Here is a 14274-nt window from a genome sequence, read left to right as displayed (position 1 = left end):
TTGATTCAGGCGGGCCCTTGCGAAAAAGGTGACGCCGCATCTTAGGGGATTTTGACTTCATGACCTTGCCGATGAGCTGGAACGAATGGGCGCAGCACGATGGCGTTGGCCTTGCGGCCCGCGTCCGCAAGGGCGAGCTGTCGGCAAAGGAGCTGGCACGGCAGGCCGCGGCTGCCGTCGCCAAGGTCAATCCGACGCTGTCGGGCATGGTCGAGCTGTTCGACGACGTGATCGCCGATCCCGCCAAGGACGGCGCCAATCTTGCGGGTCCGTTCGCCGGCCTGCCCTTCCTGATGAAGGATCTGGGACCGACCATGAAGGGCCGGCTGCAGGAGATGGGCTCGCTGCTGATGCGCGGCAATCGCGCCGCGGCCGACACCTTCCTGACCGGCAAATTCCGCCAGGCAGGACTCAATCTGATCGGGCGCACCACGACGCCGGAATTCGGTGTGTGCTCATCGGCCGACAATCCCGCTGTTTACGTCACGCGCAATCCCTGGAATACCGATTACACCACCTGCGGCTCGTCGGCGGGCAGCGCCGCGATGGTCGCGGCCGGCGTGGTGCCGATCGCGCACGCGACCGACGGCGGCGGCTCGATCCGCATTCCCGCCGGCGTCAACGGCAATATCGGGCTGAAAGTCTCGCGCGGCGTGTTCTCGCTGGCGCCGCATATGTCCGACCTCACCGGCCTCGTCTCGATCCAGGGCTGCCAGTCGCGCACCGTGCGCGACACCGCGGCGTTCGTCGACCATGCCCGCGGGCCCGCCCCGGGCGAGTTCATGCCGTTCTGGACCACGGCGCAGCCCTACAGCGAGATGATCAAGCGCGATCCGTCAAAACTGCGCATCGCGCTGTCCCACACCTGGGGCGACTATACTGCGACATCAGAGATCAAAGCCGAGCTGGAGAAGACCGGCCGCTTCCTCGAAGGCCTCGGTCATCATGTCGACTACGCGCTGCCCGAGCTCGATTTCCGTGCCGCCTTCGCCGCGCAGACCACCTGCTACATTTCGAACTTCTCGGTCGTGATCTCCAACATGCTCGCCGCACGCGGGCTGGAGCGCCCGCCGGAAGACCTGATCGAGCCGATGAACATCCGGATCTGGCAAGCCGGGCTTCATACCAGCTTTGCCGACCGGGCGAAGATGCAGGCCGTGTTCAACACGACCTCGCGCGGCTTTGGCAGTTTCTTCGAGCAGTGGGACGTGATCCTGACGCCGATCACGGCGTTGCCGACGCCGAAGGTCGGCACCAAGCAATATCTCACCACCTCGGATAATCCTGACGTGCTCGACTGGTTCGGCAATCTCTGGCGCTTCTTCGCCTTCACGCCGCTCGCCAATCTCTGCGGCATCCCGGCGATCTCGCTGCCGATGGCTGCCCAAGATCACGGCCTGCCGCTCGGCATCCAGGCTATCGCCAAGCAAGCCAATGACGGCCTCCTGCTGCAACTCGCCGCCCAGATCGAGCGCGCGCTGGACGGCAAGTGGAACGGCGGCAAGAAGCCGAAGGTGCATGTCGGCTGAGGCAGAGCCGATCTGTGCAGCTTCGTAGCCCGGATGGAGCGAAGCGCAATCCGGGGGCGGCGGCAAGATTCCCGGATTACGCTTTCGCTCCATCCGGGCTACGCACCCTATCCTCTAGAACGTCTAAATATCGGCCCTAGTTCTTCACCGCCGGAATCGCGTCCTCCGGCTGCTGCTGACCGAGCTTGAGCATCGCGAGCGCCTTGTCGAGCGCTTCGCGCAAGGCCAGCGCCGCGGCCGCGCTGCAGCGTAAATGCGCGGTCTGGACCACGTCGACCCTGACGGCGGCGCCGATCGGCATCAGGAGATTTGCGGCCAGCTCGATCTGGATGGCGCCGTTGTGATGGCCAAAGCAGGACGCGCCGTCGAAATAGATGATCGGCGCCCGCTCCGAGCTCGAGGTCGAAATGGTGACGGGGCCCTCTTTGGCGGCTGGTGTTTCGGGATCGGCCATGGGGTACTCCTCGCGAGGCAGGGAACGGACGCCCACCTTCGTTGCTTCAGCGGGCGCTGTCGAGGCCAAAGCTGCCTGCTAGCTTTGCAGGCGGGGTTTTGCGCGGGGCCCCGACTGGTCTAGAACGTCACCATGTCCAACTCATCGACCACACGTCCCTTCGAGGAACTCGCCGAGGCCATCAAGGGCCGCCGTTCCGATTACGGCCATATCAGCGGGCTCCAGCTCGACCGGTTCGCGCCTGGCGAGGCCTGGTCGAGCCTGCCCTACCGCCCTGTCTTCGTCGGCAACACCGAAACCGGCGTGCTGCATGGCGGCGTCGTCACCGCGATGCTGGACGAGAGCTGCGGCATGGCGGTGCAGCTGGCGCTCGACGGCACCAGCGCGATCGCAACGCTGGACCTGCGCATCGACTACCAGAAGCCGGCGACGCCCGGGCTCGCCATCAAGGCGCATTCGGTCTGCTACCGCACCACGCGCTCGATCGCCTTCGTGCGCGCCACGGCCTACCAGGAGTCCGAGGACGATCCGGTGGCGACCGCCACCGCCTGCTTCATGATCGGCGCCAATCGCACCAACATGCTGGCGGATCGCCGCATGGACACGCGCAGCATTCCGACGCTGGAGGCGCCTGATGATCCGGACGGCCCGTTCGCGAGCAGCCCGTTCGCGCGCGCCCTCGGCATTCGCGTCAATGATGACGGCACGCTGACCATGCCGTTCTCGCCAAGGATCATCGGCAATCCGATCCTGCCCGCGATCCATGGCGGCATGACCGGCGCCTTTCTCGAGACGACGGCGATCTTTGGCGTGCGGCGCGAGCTCGGCATCGCGGCGCTGCCGAAGCCGATCGGGCTCACCGTCAACTATTTGCGCTCCGGCAGGGCACTGGACACCATGGCCAACGTCTCGATCGTGAAACAGGGACGGCGTATCGTCGCCTTCGAGGCGCGGGCTTGGCAGGACGATCCGGCCAAGCCGATTGCGTCCGCCTTCGGTCATTTCATGCTGCGTCCGACGCCGGGAAACGACGAGGAATAGGCGTATTTGACTTGACGGAACGGGCTTGACGTCGAACGGTGGGGCCTCACCATAGCGCGTTCCATCGAGAGGTATTCGCTTGCGGCATCCGATCGACATCATCGCCATGTTTGCCGCCATCTGGCTGCTGGCCTCGATGGTGCTCGACGCGGTGACGCCGAAGGAGCTGACGGCGGTCATGATCGCGATTGCGATTGCGCCCGCCATCGTCATCACCGCCGTGTTCTACTATCTGCGCTGCCCGCGCACGGATTTCGCGGTGATGTTCGCAGCGCTCTGGCTGATCTCCGACATCGCGATCGCCTTCATCTCGCCGAAGGAATTACCGCTCTGGCTGCTGCTGCTCGGCTTCGTGCCGGCGGCGCTGATCGGCATCGTGCTGCACTGGCAGCGCTTCCAGCGCCGCCATGAGCAGCTGCCGGCGCCGTCGGTAAAGCGCGGCTAGCGCGAGAAATCAGCCGCTCTGTGCGGCGAGATCGTAGGCCTCGATCGTCACCTTCGCGCGCGCGGCGACATCGGCGGCCGACATGCCGGGCTTATAGAGGCTGGAGCCGAGGCCGAAAGCGGTGACGCCGCCCTTGATGTACTCGGCAAAATTCTGATCGGAGACGCCGCCGACGGCGGCGATCATCACGCCTGCGGGCAGCACTGCGCGGATCGCGGCGATGCCGGAGGCACCGAGCACGCTCGCCGGAAAGAATTTCAGGCCCGATGCACCGGAGCGCGCCGCGAGCAGCGCCTCGGTCGGCGAGAACACGCCGGGCAGCGTCACCATGCCGTGCTGATGCGCGCGCGCCAGCACGTCGGTGTCGACATTCGGCGAGACCATGAGCCTGCCACCGACGTCGTTGAGGCGATCGACATCCGCCGCTGACAGCACCGTGCCGGCGCCGATCAGCACGCCCGATGGCGCGAGCTTTGCCGCAAAGCCGATGGAGCGGAACGGATCGGGCGAGTTCAAGGGGATCTCGATCGCGGTCATGCCGGCTTCGATCAGCACACCGACGACAGCCTCGGTCTCCTCCGGCTTGACGCCGCGCAGGATCGCGACCAGGGGCCGCTGCATCGGCGGAAAGGGAACGCTCATTTCAAAAATCCTTCTACTTCGTCCAGATCGCAGCAGCCGCCATCGACAGGCCGCGGCGAACTGCTTCATCGGCATCGATCGGAGTCACATTGACCGACAGTGCATCGAAAGCCTGCCGGTAAAGCGTCGCAAGGCGACCCGACGCAATCAGCGTGATGCCGGATTTCGGCACGCTGCCGGAAAGACCCGCCGCCAGCTCAGTGCCGATCAGCGTGCCCGACAACGTCTCGCGCGCGGCGGCCGGCGTGCCGCCGAACAGCAGCTGCCGCGATCGCGCCGTGAACAGGAGATTGGCTGCGAAGGCCGGCGCCGCGAACGCGGCTTTCACGGCCGTCTTGAAGCTCGCGGTGTCCTCGGCTTCATCGGCGCCGGCGACGGCGAGCGACAGGATGGTCTCGCGCGAGACGACGCTGAACAGCTCGCCGGTCATGAAGGTGGAGAAATGCGCGACGGTGCCGTCCTTGACCCGCACCCATTTGGAATGGGTGCCGGGCATGCAGACCAGTGTCTCGCCTTCGGTCTCGAGACCGAGTGCGCCGAGCAATTGCGTCTCCTCGCCGCGCATCACGTCGGGTGCTGCTCTGTCGCGCTGTGCGATGCCGGGCAGGATGCGGATGTCACGCGCCGCGCCGGGAACGCGCGCGGCCTGCTTCAGGATCGCCGCGAGCGGCGCCGGCGTGTCGACATAGCCGGCCTCGACCCAGCCGGTCTTGGCGCCGGCCATGCCGCAGACCAGGACCGGCAGATGATCGGGCGTGCTCACGGCAGCAAGATGCGCTTGCAGCACGCCGGAGAAGCCGGCCTTGGCCGCCGCCAGCATGCCCTCGTCGCTGCGGCGCTCGGCGAGCACGCGTCCGGAGCGATCGACCAGCCAGAGCCGGAAGCTGCTGGTGCCCCAGTCCACCGCGACATAAGCGGGTTCGGTCATTTCGAAACGTATCCTCGTCTCACGGCTGAGACGCCGTCTCACGACAACGCGACGGCATCCCGGCAAATCTGTCCCGGGAATATCGGCAATTGCCGCGCTAAACCAGCGTTTTCTCGCAAGGTCGGGCATGGGGCGCGCTGGCACACCGCTTGCTGAAGCTGTTCCTGTTCACGCCAGCGAACGCGCAGCAAGACGCGTCAACATCAGATGAGGAAACCCATGGAGATCGGATATTTCACGATGCCTTCGCATCCGCCGGAGTGCGGGTTGAAGGAAGGACATGACTGGGACCTGCAGGTCATGCGCTGGCTCGACGAGCTCGGCTATCAGGAGGCCTGGGTCGGCGAGCACCACACCGCGCCCTGGGAACCTAATCCCACGCCGGACCTCTTGATCGCGCAGGCCTTGATGCAGACCAAGCGCCTGCGCATCGGACCGGGCGGCTTCCTGCTGCCCTATCATCACCCGGCCGAGCTCGCCAACCGCGTCGCCATGCTGGACCATCTCTCCGACGGCCGGCTGAATTTCGGTGTCGCAGCTTCGGGGCTGCCGAGCGACTGGGCAATGTTCAACGTCGACGGCATGAGCGGGCAGAACCGCGACATGACGCGCGAGGCGCTGGAGATCATCCTGAAGCTGTGGACCGAGCCCGCGCCGTTCACCCACAAAGGAAAATTCTGGACGGTGACCAAGCCGGACACGATGTTCGATTTCCTGAAACCGCACATCAAGCCGCTGCAGGCGCCGCATCCGCCGATCGGCGTTGCGGGGCTGTCGAAGAACTCGGACACGTTGAAGCTCGCGGGCGAGCGCGGCTTCATTCCGATGAGCCTCAACCTCAACCCGGCCTATGTCTCCAGCCATTGGGACTCGGTCGAGATTGGCGCCGCGAAAACCGGCCGCAAGCCGAACCGGCAGGACTGGCGGCTGGTGCGCGAGGTGTTCGTCGCCGACACCGACGAAGAGGCCTGGAAGCTCTCGACCGGCGACATGATGGGCCGGATGATGAGCGAGTACTTCCTGCCGTTGCTCGGCCATTTCGGCTTCAAGGACTATCTCAAGCACGCCCCTGACGTGCCCGATAGCGACGTCACGGTCGAATATTGCGCCAAGCGGAACTGGGTCGTCGGCTCGCCTTCGACCGTCGCCGAGAAGATCGAAAAGATCTACGACGAGGTCGGCGGCTTCGGCGTGCTGCTGGTGTTCGGCTTCGACTACAAGCACAAGCCGGAAGCCTGGCACCGCTCCCTCGCGCTGCTGAAGAACGAGGTGATGCCGCGCCTGACGCATCTCGGCTCCGCGAAGAAGGCAGCTTGACGCATCGCGGGTGCGGCGTGAACCTGCCGCACCCGCCTCTGTTTCGGAGATTCGCGTGAGCGTCGACGCAAAGGAGTTCAAGCAGACGATGCGCCAATGCGCCGGCGCGGTTGCGCTCGTCACTGTCGGCGCCGAGCACGGCAAGCGCACCGGACTGACGGTGACGTCGGCGACCTCGCTGTCGGACGATCCGCCGTCGCTGATCGTCTGCGTCAACCGCAACGCCAGCGCGCACGCCCGCATCCGCGAGGAAGGCGCGTTCGCGATCAACTTCCTGCATGAGGATCACGCCCTGCTGGCGCTGACCTTCAGCGGCCAGAAGGGCGTCAATGGCGATGACCGCTTTGCCTTCGGCCAATGGACGCGCGGTGTTACAGGCGCGCCGGTTTTGACGGACGCTGTCGCGGCGTTCGATTGCGTGCTGGCGCAGGAGTTCGAAACGAAGACGCACTCGATCTTCGTCGGCGAGGTGCGCAGCGCGACGCATTCGGCCACGGCCGCGCCGCTGGTTTACCTGCGCAGCAGTTTCCACACGCCGCAGGAAATCCGCGAGACCGTCTCGGTCGGCGACCTCGATTCACGGCATCTGAGCTGGACGGATTTTTCGTGAGGGGGGCGCCTCTCGCCGCGAAAACAGGATCGTAGGTATCGTAGGGTGGGCAAAGCGAAGCGTGCCCACGTCCTGCAACATTCGCGAGAGATGGTGGGCACGGCGCAAGTGCGCCTTTGCCCACCCTACGATTCCTGCATACGTGGGCACGCTTCGCTTTGCCCACCCTACGATTCCGAGCCAGCGGAGAGATATCCCTCACTCCTCTCGCTGCATGCGGTTGGACGCTAGCGCGCGGTCTCGATCTTCAGCTGCTTGATCTTGCGATACAGTGTTGCGCGGCTGAGCTTCAGCGAGCGGGCGGCTTCGGTGACGCGGCCGCTGTGCTTGCGGAGCGCCTCGATGATCGTGGCGCGCTCGGCCGTTGCGAGATCGGTCTCCACAGTTCTCCCGCCGAAAGGCGGCAGGTCGAGATCGGCATCGGTGATGACGCCGTCCTCGGCCGTGCAGCCGGCGAGGCGCAGCACGTGGCGGAGCTGGCGCATGTTGCCGGGGTAGGAATAGGCCGAGAGCCGCGCCCAAGCCTCAGGCGAGAGGCGGCAGTTCGGCGCCTCCTCGCGCGCGATCTTGCTGATGATGTCGTCGCGGTCGGCGCGGTCGCGCAAGGCGGGCAGGTGCACCTCCATGCCGCGCAGGCGGAAATAGAGGTCGGCACGGAAAGCCCCCTCCTCCGCCATGCGGCCGAGATCGCGATGGGTGGCGCTGATCAGGCGGATATCGACGGCGACAGGCTTGAGCGCGCCGAGCGGCCAGACCTCACGGTTCTCCAGCACGCGCAAGAGCCGTGTCTGCAACGCGATCGGCATGTCGCCGATCTCGTCCAGGAACAGCGTGCCGCCATCGGCCTGCACGATCAGGCCCTTCGAGCCGTCGCGCCGCGCGCCGGTGAAGGCGCCGGCCTCGTAGCCGAACAGCTCGGCGTCGATCAGGCTCTCCGGCATCGCCGAGCAGTTCAGTGCGACGTAATTGTTGCGCGCACGGTTGCTGGCGGCGTGAATGGCGCGCGCGAACACATCCTTGCCGACGCCGGTCTCGCCATGCAGCAGCACCGGCAGATTATGATCGCCGATGCTCTTCAGGCGCTTCACGCTCTTGACCATCCCGGGATCCCGCCCGGCCAGCCGATGCAGCGCGTCGAAGCGATCGACGGGTGCATCGTGACGCAGCGGGGCAGATCTTGCGCGCAGCGGCGGGGAGACATGGCTCTGGCCCAGCGGCCGGCCATCAGCGCGGCGCAGCTCGACGATCTCGTCCGCGTTGCGCGTATGATCGTGCTTGATGTAGCGCGCCAGATCGATGCCTGAGGCAATCAGGCCGTCGGTGAGACCCAGCAAGGCGCGCGCGGAGCGGCAGGCGCCGACGATGCGGCGGTCATCGTCATAGGCGAGCAGGCCGCTGCCGCCGTCGCCAGGCACGGTCGCGATCCAGGCATTGCGGAAGTGTTCGCGGAAGATCGCGCCTTCCATCCGCCGGGTCGCTTCCATGGTCACCGCGAGCGCGAGCTGATGCGCGGCGCGCTCGAGATCCTCGCGGCAGGAGGTGATGTTCACGGCGCCGGCGAGGTGCCCGGCCTGGTCGAACAGCGGTGCAACGGCGCAGGAGAACATGTGCCACTGCGCGCGAAAATGCTCGTCGCGATGCACCAGGATCGGCTTCTGCTCGGCGAGGCAGGTGCCGAGGCCATTGGTGCCCTCGAAGGTCTCGGCAAAGTTCGAGCCGGTATAGATCTTCCAGTCCATGAACATCCGCGCGTCGGCCTCTCCAGGCAGGCGGCTGAACAGCATGGTCGCGTTGGCGTCGGCGAGATTGACGCAATAGCCGGCGTCGCGCAGCACGCGGGCGAGATCGTCGAGCTCCGGCGTCAGCAGCCGGATGGTCTCTTCCATGGGCTCGGCGACGTGACGGATCTCGGCTTCGGTGAGCGTCTGCGGCGGGCCCAGACGAGCGGGGTCCAGCTTGTGATTGATCAGGCAGCGCCGCCAGGAATTTTCGATGCGCGAGGAGGCATCGACCTCGGCCAATTGATTGGCCACGGACAAGACACGGGCGACATGGTTCGAGGCCGAAAGGCTGGCCATCGCGGCGTCTCCACCCTGTATTATTGTGCAAAGTCTGGCACCACAGGCTGGGATGTCAATCGAGAACCGGATCCGCTGTCATCCCGGGGCGGCTCGAAGAGCCGAACCCGGGATCTCGAGATTCCGGGTTCGATGCTTCGCATCGCCCCGGAATGACGGAATGTGGGCTATTGCTGCACCGCCCTCACCACGTGTCGATGCACGGCCGCTTCTTCTCCGTCCGCGCCGGCGGCTTCGGCACGGACCGCAGCCCCGCCATGATCCAGCGCCGCGTTTCGGCGGGATCGATAACGTTGTCGATCTCGAACACCGAGGCGATCGAGACCGCCTTGCCGTTGGCATAGAGCTCGGCGACCTTGTTGCGGTAGTAAGTCTCGCGCTCCCCCGGATCGGCGATCGCCTCCATCTCCTTGCGGAAGCCGAGGCGGACATAGCCCTCCAGGCCCATGCCGCCGAACTCGCCGGTCGGCCAGGCCGCGGTGAAGAAGGAGGCGTGGAAGCCGCCGCCGATCATCGACTGCGCCCCGAGACCATAGCCCTTGCGCAGCACGATGCCGAACAGCGGCACCGTGAGGCTCGCGCCCGTGACGAACATGCGCGAGACGTGGCGGACGATCGCGGTCTTCTCGGCTTCCGGGCCAACCATGAAGCCGGGCGTGTCGCAGAGCGAGACGACAGGCAGATCGAAGGCATCGCAGAGCTGGAGAAAGCGCGCCGCCTTGTCGCCGGCATCGGCATCGATGGCGCCGCCGAGATGGCGCGGATTGTTGGCGATCAGGCCGAACGGTTTTCCTTCGATGCGGATCAGAGCCGTGATCATGCCGACGCCGTAGTCGCGCCGCAGCTCCAGCACGCTGTCCTTGTCGGCGACGAGATCGATCACGCTGCGGATGTCGTAGACGCGCAGACGGTTCTCGGGGATGGCGCGGCGGAGCAGGCGCTGGTCGGCCGCTTCCCAATCCTTCACTGCGCCCTGAAAGTAGGACAGGTATTTTTGCGCGACCGAGGTCGCCTGCTCCTCGTCTTCGACGAGGATGTCGATGACGCCGTTCGGGGACTGGAACGAGACGGGGCCGACCTCGGCCGGGTGATAGACGCCGAGCCCGCCGCCCTCGATCATCGCAGGGCCGCCCATGCCGATCGAGGCGTTCCTGGTGGCGATGATGACGTCGCAGCAGCCGAGCATCGCGGCATTGCCGGCGAAGCAATAGCCGGAGACGATTCCGATGACGGGCACGAGGCCGGACAGCCTTGCGAACTGCACGAAGGACGGACCATCGAGGCCGGTCATGCCGAGCCGGTCGGTGTCGCCGGGCCGGCCGCCGCCGCCTTCGGCGTAAAACACCAGCGGCACGCGCCAGTCTTCCGCAAGCGTCAGCATGCGGTCGATCTTCTTGTGGTTCATGTGGCCCTGCGTGCCCGCGAGCACGGTGTAGTCATAGGCCAGGACGATGCAGCGCGCCCCCTCGGGTCCGAACTTCTCGGCGTTGACGGTGGCGAGGCCCATGATGAGGCCATCGGCCGGCGTGTTCTTGATGAGATCGTCGAGCTTGCGCCGGCGCCGCTGCGCCGCGATGGCGAGGCTGCCATACTCCATGAACGAGCCGTCATCGACCAGCTGCGCGACGTTCTCGCGCGCGGTGCGCTGGTTGGTGTTGCGGCGGCGCTCGACCGCGGCCGGGCGGTTTTCATCGAGCGTGTTGGCCTGGCGCGCAATCAGCTCGGCGAGATCAGGGCGGATGTGGTCGAGATCGATGTCGGCCTCGACATCAGCGCTATCGGCCGCCACGTCGAGCGGCTCCAGATAAAGGATCGGCTCGCCATGCAGCAGCGTGACGCCGTCGCCGGCCGCAACCTTCGTGACGCGGCCACCCTGCTCGGCCATGACGAGATGCTCCATCTTCATGGATTCGATCACGGCGAGCTGCTGGCCGGGGCGCACGATCTCGCCCTCCTTGACCTGAATGGTGACGATGGTGCCCTGCAGCGGTGCGGCCACCATGACCACGCCCTCGGGCACCACTTGCGCCACCTGCGCCTCGGCGGCGTATGCACCGCCGTGCTCGGTTGCGGCAAAATAGAGCGGCTTCGCCGCACCGTCGGCCGCCTCGACCAGCTTGGCAATGTTGCGATCGATGAAATCGGTCGCGATGCGGTTGGTCCGGAAATCGGGATGCGCCAGCACTGCCTGGAGAAAGGCGATGTTGGTGACGACGCCGTCGATCCGGAACTCGCGCAGCGCGCGCGAGGCCTTTGCGACCACGTCGTGCCAGGACTCGCCCGGCGTATGCACGATGACTTTTGCAAGCAGCGAATCGAAGGCCGCGCTGGTCTTGTAGCCGGCATAGCCAAAACTATCGACGCGGACGCCGGGGCCTGACGGCGGTTCGAACACCGCGAGCACGCCGCCGGTCGGATGCGTCGCCCCCGTCTCGTCGAGCGTCTCCATGTTGACGCGCAGCTGCATCGCATAGCCGCGCGGCTTCGGGATCGATGCTTGCGCAAGGCCGAGCGTTGCCAGCGCCGAGCCCGCCGCAATCGCGAGCTGGGCGCGGACCAGATCGAGGCCGAGCACCTCTTCCGTCACGGTGTGCTCGACCTGGAGCCGCGGATTGGCCTCGATGAAGGCGAAACTGTCCTCGGCGGTGCCGTCGATGAGGAATTCGAAGGTGCCGAGATTGTCATACGATGCCGCAGCCGCAAGCTGCTTCGCGGCCTCGATGATACGGCCGCGCAAGCTGTCACTCAATGACGGGCTCGGCGCCACCTCGATCAGCTTCTGGTGCCGGCGCTGGATGGTGCATTCGCGCTCCCAGAGATGCGAGATCGCACCGTGACGGTCGCCGATGATCTGCACCTCGATGTGGCGTGCCTGCCGGATCAACCTCTCGGCATAGACGCCGTCGAAGCCGAACGCCGCCTTGGCCTCGGACTGGCAGCGCGCATAAGCCTCGGCGAGATCGGCGACGTTCTCGACGACGCGCATGCCGCGGCCACCGCCGCCCGCCATCGCCTTGATCACAATCGCCGCATTGCTTCCGAGCGAGGTGAAGAACGCCGAAATCTCCTCCAGGCTCGAGGGACCGCTGGTGCCGGCGATGACGGGCACGCCGCAGCGCTTTGCCAGTTGTCGCGCCGCGACCTTGTCGCCGAACAGCTCCAGCGCGGCCGGTTTTGGTCCAACGAAGGCGATGCCGGCGTCAGTGCAGGCTTTTGCGAATGCCGCGTTCTCGCTGAGAAAGCCGTAGCCGGGATGCACGGCATCGCAGCCCGTGCTCTTTGCCGCCTTCACCACCGCCTCGATGTCGAGATAGGCCCTTGCGCCGCGGCCGGGGATTTCGACCGCCTCGTCCGCGACGCGCACGTGCAGCGAGAGCGAATCGTCAGCGGGATGGATCGCGACCGTGGCGATCCCGGCATCAGCCGCGGCGCGCGCGACGCGGATGGCGATCTCGCCGCGATTGGCGATGAGAAGTCTTTTGAACGACATCGTCTCTCTCGCTCAGACTGCGGCAGGCTGGTTCGGGTTGAGATCCTGCTTCTTCACCTTGCCCGTCGCCGTCAATGGCAATGCCTCGATGATGCGTATCTCCGGCACCTTGTAGACGGCCATGCGCTCGGCGCACCAGGCGCGAATGTCCTCGGCGGAGATAGTGCCTGATGCCTCCGGCTTGAGCTGGATATAGGCCACCGGCACTTGCCCCTTGTCAGGATCGTCGCGGCCGACCACGCCCGAGCCCAGCACCTTCGGGTGCTGGCCGAGCAGCGCCTCGATCTCCGGCGGAAACACGCTCATGCCCTTGACCTTCAGCATCTCCTTGCGGCGGCCGAGGAAGTGCAGAAAACCGTCCTTGTCGATCACGCCGATGTCGCCGGTGCGGAGCCAGCCATCGATCAGCGACTCCGCGGTGGCCTCCGGCTTATTCCAGTAGCTCTTGAGCAGTGACGGCGTCCGCACCCGGATCTCGCCTTCGGCGCCGAGCGGCAGCAATGCGCCAGTCTCGAAATCGGTGATCTTGAACTCGGCGCCGGGGACCGGCAGGCCGACGAAGATCGGCTGATTGTTGAGGTCGAAATCGTCGTCCTGGAAGCCCGCGGTGAAGGTGTTGGAGGTGTGGGTCTCGGTCATGCCCCAGGCCGCCTCCATCAGGATGGTGCCGGTGAGGTCCTTCCAGCGCTTGCGATAGCTGGCATTGAGCTTCTTGACGAAGGAGACCACGCGAACCTGCTGCAGCGATGACAGATCGAACTCGCTCCAGCGCGGATGGTCCATCAACTCGACCGCGCCATCGACCGGCATCGCCGTGATCGTGACCTTGTACTTGTCGATCGCGGCCATCGCGCCGACGGCGTCCCAGCGGGCCAGCAACACCAGCGTCGCGCCTGAAAACAGCGGGAAGATCAGGCCAAGGTTCTCGCCGGCGATCCAGAACTCCGGAAAGAACGACAGGAACACGCTGCTCTCATCCGACTGCATCGAGACGCCGTAATTGGCAGCGGCCGTGTAGACCATGTCGCGGTGGGTATGAACGCAGCCCTTGGGCATGCCGGTGGTGCCGCCGGTATAGTTGAGCGCCGCGACCTCATCGAGGCCGGGCGGCGGCAGCGGCGCCGGTGCGGGCAGCACGGCAAGCGCCGGCAGCAGGTCGGTCGCGCCTGCGACCGCGATGCGCGGCGTGCGGATCGACTCCGGCGTCGGAAAGGCCGGCGTTGCCGGCACGACATCGGCAAAGCTGGTGACGATGATCTCGCGCAGCTTCACCTCGCCCCTCACCTGCTCGACGACGGGCATCAGCTGATCCAGCGCCACAATCACTTCCGCCTGGGTGTCGTTGAGCTCGTAGGACAGCTCGAACGCACGGGACAGCGGGCTCACGGGAACGTGGACCGCGCCGAGCTTCAAAATGCCGAAGAACACGATGTGGAATTGCGGGCAGTTCGGCAGGAACACCGCGACGCGGTCGCCCTTGCGCACACCCTTGGCCTGCAGCAGCGCCGCAAAGCGCTCGCTCTGCTGGTCGAGATCGGCATAGGTCGTGACGTGACCGTAGAAGATCACCGCCGGGCGCGTCGGGCTCTGCTTCGCCCAGGCGCGCAGATATTCCGTCAGGGGAACTTCGCCATGCGGATAGTTCGGCGAGCGCGGCAGGCCCTTGGGCCAGGCCTTCTCCCACAGCCCGTGCAAGGTGGCGAGGTAGTCCTTTTCGTTGAGGCCTGCACTCATGACGTC

The 14274-nt window shown here is 65.9% G+C and carries 11 protein-coding genes; 5 read left to right on the top strand and 6 right to left on the bottom strand.

Going from position 1 to position 14274, the window contains the following annotated elements; genetic code table 11:
* Positions 1-59: 59 nt before the first annotated feature.
* Positions 60-1529, top strand: a complete 1470-nt coding sequence (locus ACNJX9_RS08970) for an amidase (protein WP_439408487.1) — start codon at positions 60-62, stop codon at positions 1527-1529.
* A gap of 136 nt (positions 1530-1665) precedes the next feature.
* Here the strand turns inward: ACNJX9_RS08970 and ACNJX9_RS08965 are convergent, their stop codons facing one another.
* Positions 1666-1983 (bottom strand): hypothetical protein, encoded by a 318-nt coding sequence (locus tag ACNJX9_RS08965; protein WP_057744597.1) that lies wholly within the window; start codon positions 1981-1983, stop codon positions 1666-1668.
* A gap of 132 nt (positions 1984-2115) precedes the next feature.
* Here ACNJX9_RS08965 and ACNJX9_RS08960 point away from each other — a divergent pair, with 132 nt between their 5' ends.
* Together ACNJX9_RS08960 and ACNJX9_RS08955 are read left to right on the top strand one after the other, a co-directional pair.
* A complete protein-coding gene (locus ACNJX9_RS08960) occupies positions 2116-3024 on the top strand; it encodes a PaaI family thioesterase (protein WP_057744594.1) in 909 nt (302 codons plus the stop codon).
* Positions 3025-3103: 79 nt separating this feature from the next.
* Positions 3104-3469, top strand: a complete 366-nt coding sequence (locus ACNJX9_RS08955) for a hypothetical protein (protein ID WP_271598390.1) — start codon at positions 3104-3106, stop codon at positions 3467-3469.
* A gap of 9 nt (positions 3470-3478) precedes the next feature.
* Here ACNJX9_RS08955 and ACNJX9_RS08950 read toward each other — a convergent pair whose 3' ends face one another.
* Entirely contained in the window at positions 3479-4111 is a 633-nt protein-coding gene (locus tag ACNJX9_RS08950) for a 2-dehydro-3-deoxy-6-phosphogalactonate aldolase (RefSeq protein ID WP_439408486.1), read from the bottom strand.
* A gap of 13 nt (positions 4112-4124) precedes the next feature.
* Positions 4125-5039 carry a 2-dehydro-3-deoxygalactonokinase gene (locus tag ACNJX9_RS08945; protein ID WP_439408485.1) on the bottom strand — a complete coding sequence of 305 codons (915 nt, stop codon included), beginning with the start codon at positions 5037-5039 and terminating at the stop codon, positions 4125-4127.
* Between the two features lie 219 nt (positions 5040-5258).
* Here ACNJX9_RS08945 and ACNJX9_RS08940 point away from each other — a divergent pair, with 219 nt between their 5' ends.
* Entirely contained in the window at positions 5259-6356 is a 1098-nt protein-coding gene (locus ACNJX9_RS08940) for an LLM class flavin-dependent oxidoreductase (protein ID WP_439408484.1), read from the top strand.
* 55 nt (positions 6357-6411) lie between these two features.
* On the top strand, positions 6412-6966 hold the full coding sequence (locus tag ACNJX9_RS08935) for a flavin reductase family protein (protein WP_439408483.1): 555 nt from the start codon (positions 6412-6414) through the stop codon (positions 6964-6966).
* Between the two features lie 227 nt (positions 6967-7193).
* Here ACNJX9_RS08935 and ACNJX9_RS08930 read toward each other — a convergent pair whose 3' ends face one another.
* From ACNJX9_RS08930 to ACNJX9_RS08920, 3 genes are all read right to left on the bottom strand, one after another.
* The gene (locus tag ACNJX9_RS08930; protein WP_439408482.1) at positions 7194-9044 is read right to left on the bottom strand and encodes a sigma-54-dependent Fis family transcriptional regulator; all 1851 of its coding nucleotides are present in this window, start codon (positions 9042-9044) and stop codon (positions 7194-7196) included.
* A gap of 184 nt (positions 9045-9228) precedes the next feature.
* Positions 9229-12534 (bottom strand): carboxyl transferase domain-containing protein, encoded by a 3306-nt coding sequence (locus ACNJX9_RS08925; RefSeq protein WP_439408481.1) that lies wholly within the window; start codon positions 12532-12534, stop codon positions 9229-9231.
* A gap of 12 nt (positions 12535-12546) precedes the next feature.
* Complete coding sequence (locus ACNJX9_RS08920; RefSeq protein WP_439408480.1) at positions 12547-14268, bottom strand: AMP-binding protein; 1722 nt, start codon at positions 14266-14268, stop codon at positions 12547-12549.
* Positions 14269-14274: the final 6 nt, after the last annotated feature.

Origin of the sequence: Bradyrhizobium sp. BLXBL-03, from assembly GCF_051853015.1 — a bacterium.
Taxonomy (GTDB): Bacteria; Pseudomonadota; Alphaproteobacteria; order Rhizobiales; family Xanthobacteraceae; genus Bradyrhizobium; species Bradyrhizobium manausense.
Note: the sequence above shows the minus strand (reverse complement) of the source record. Positions and strands in the feature narration are given on the sequence as shown.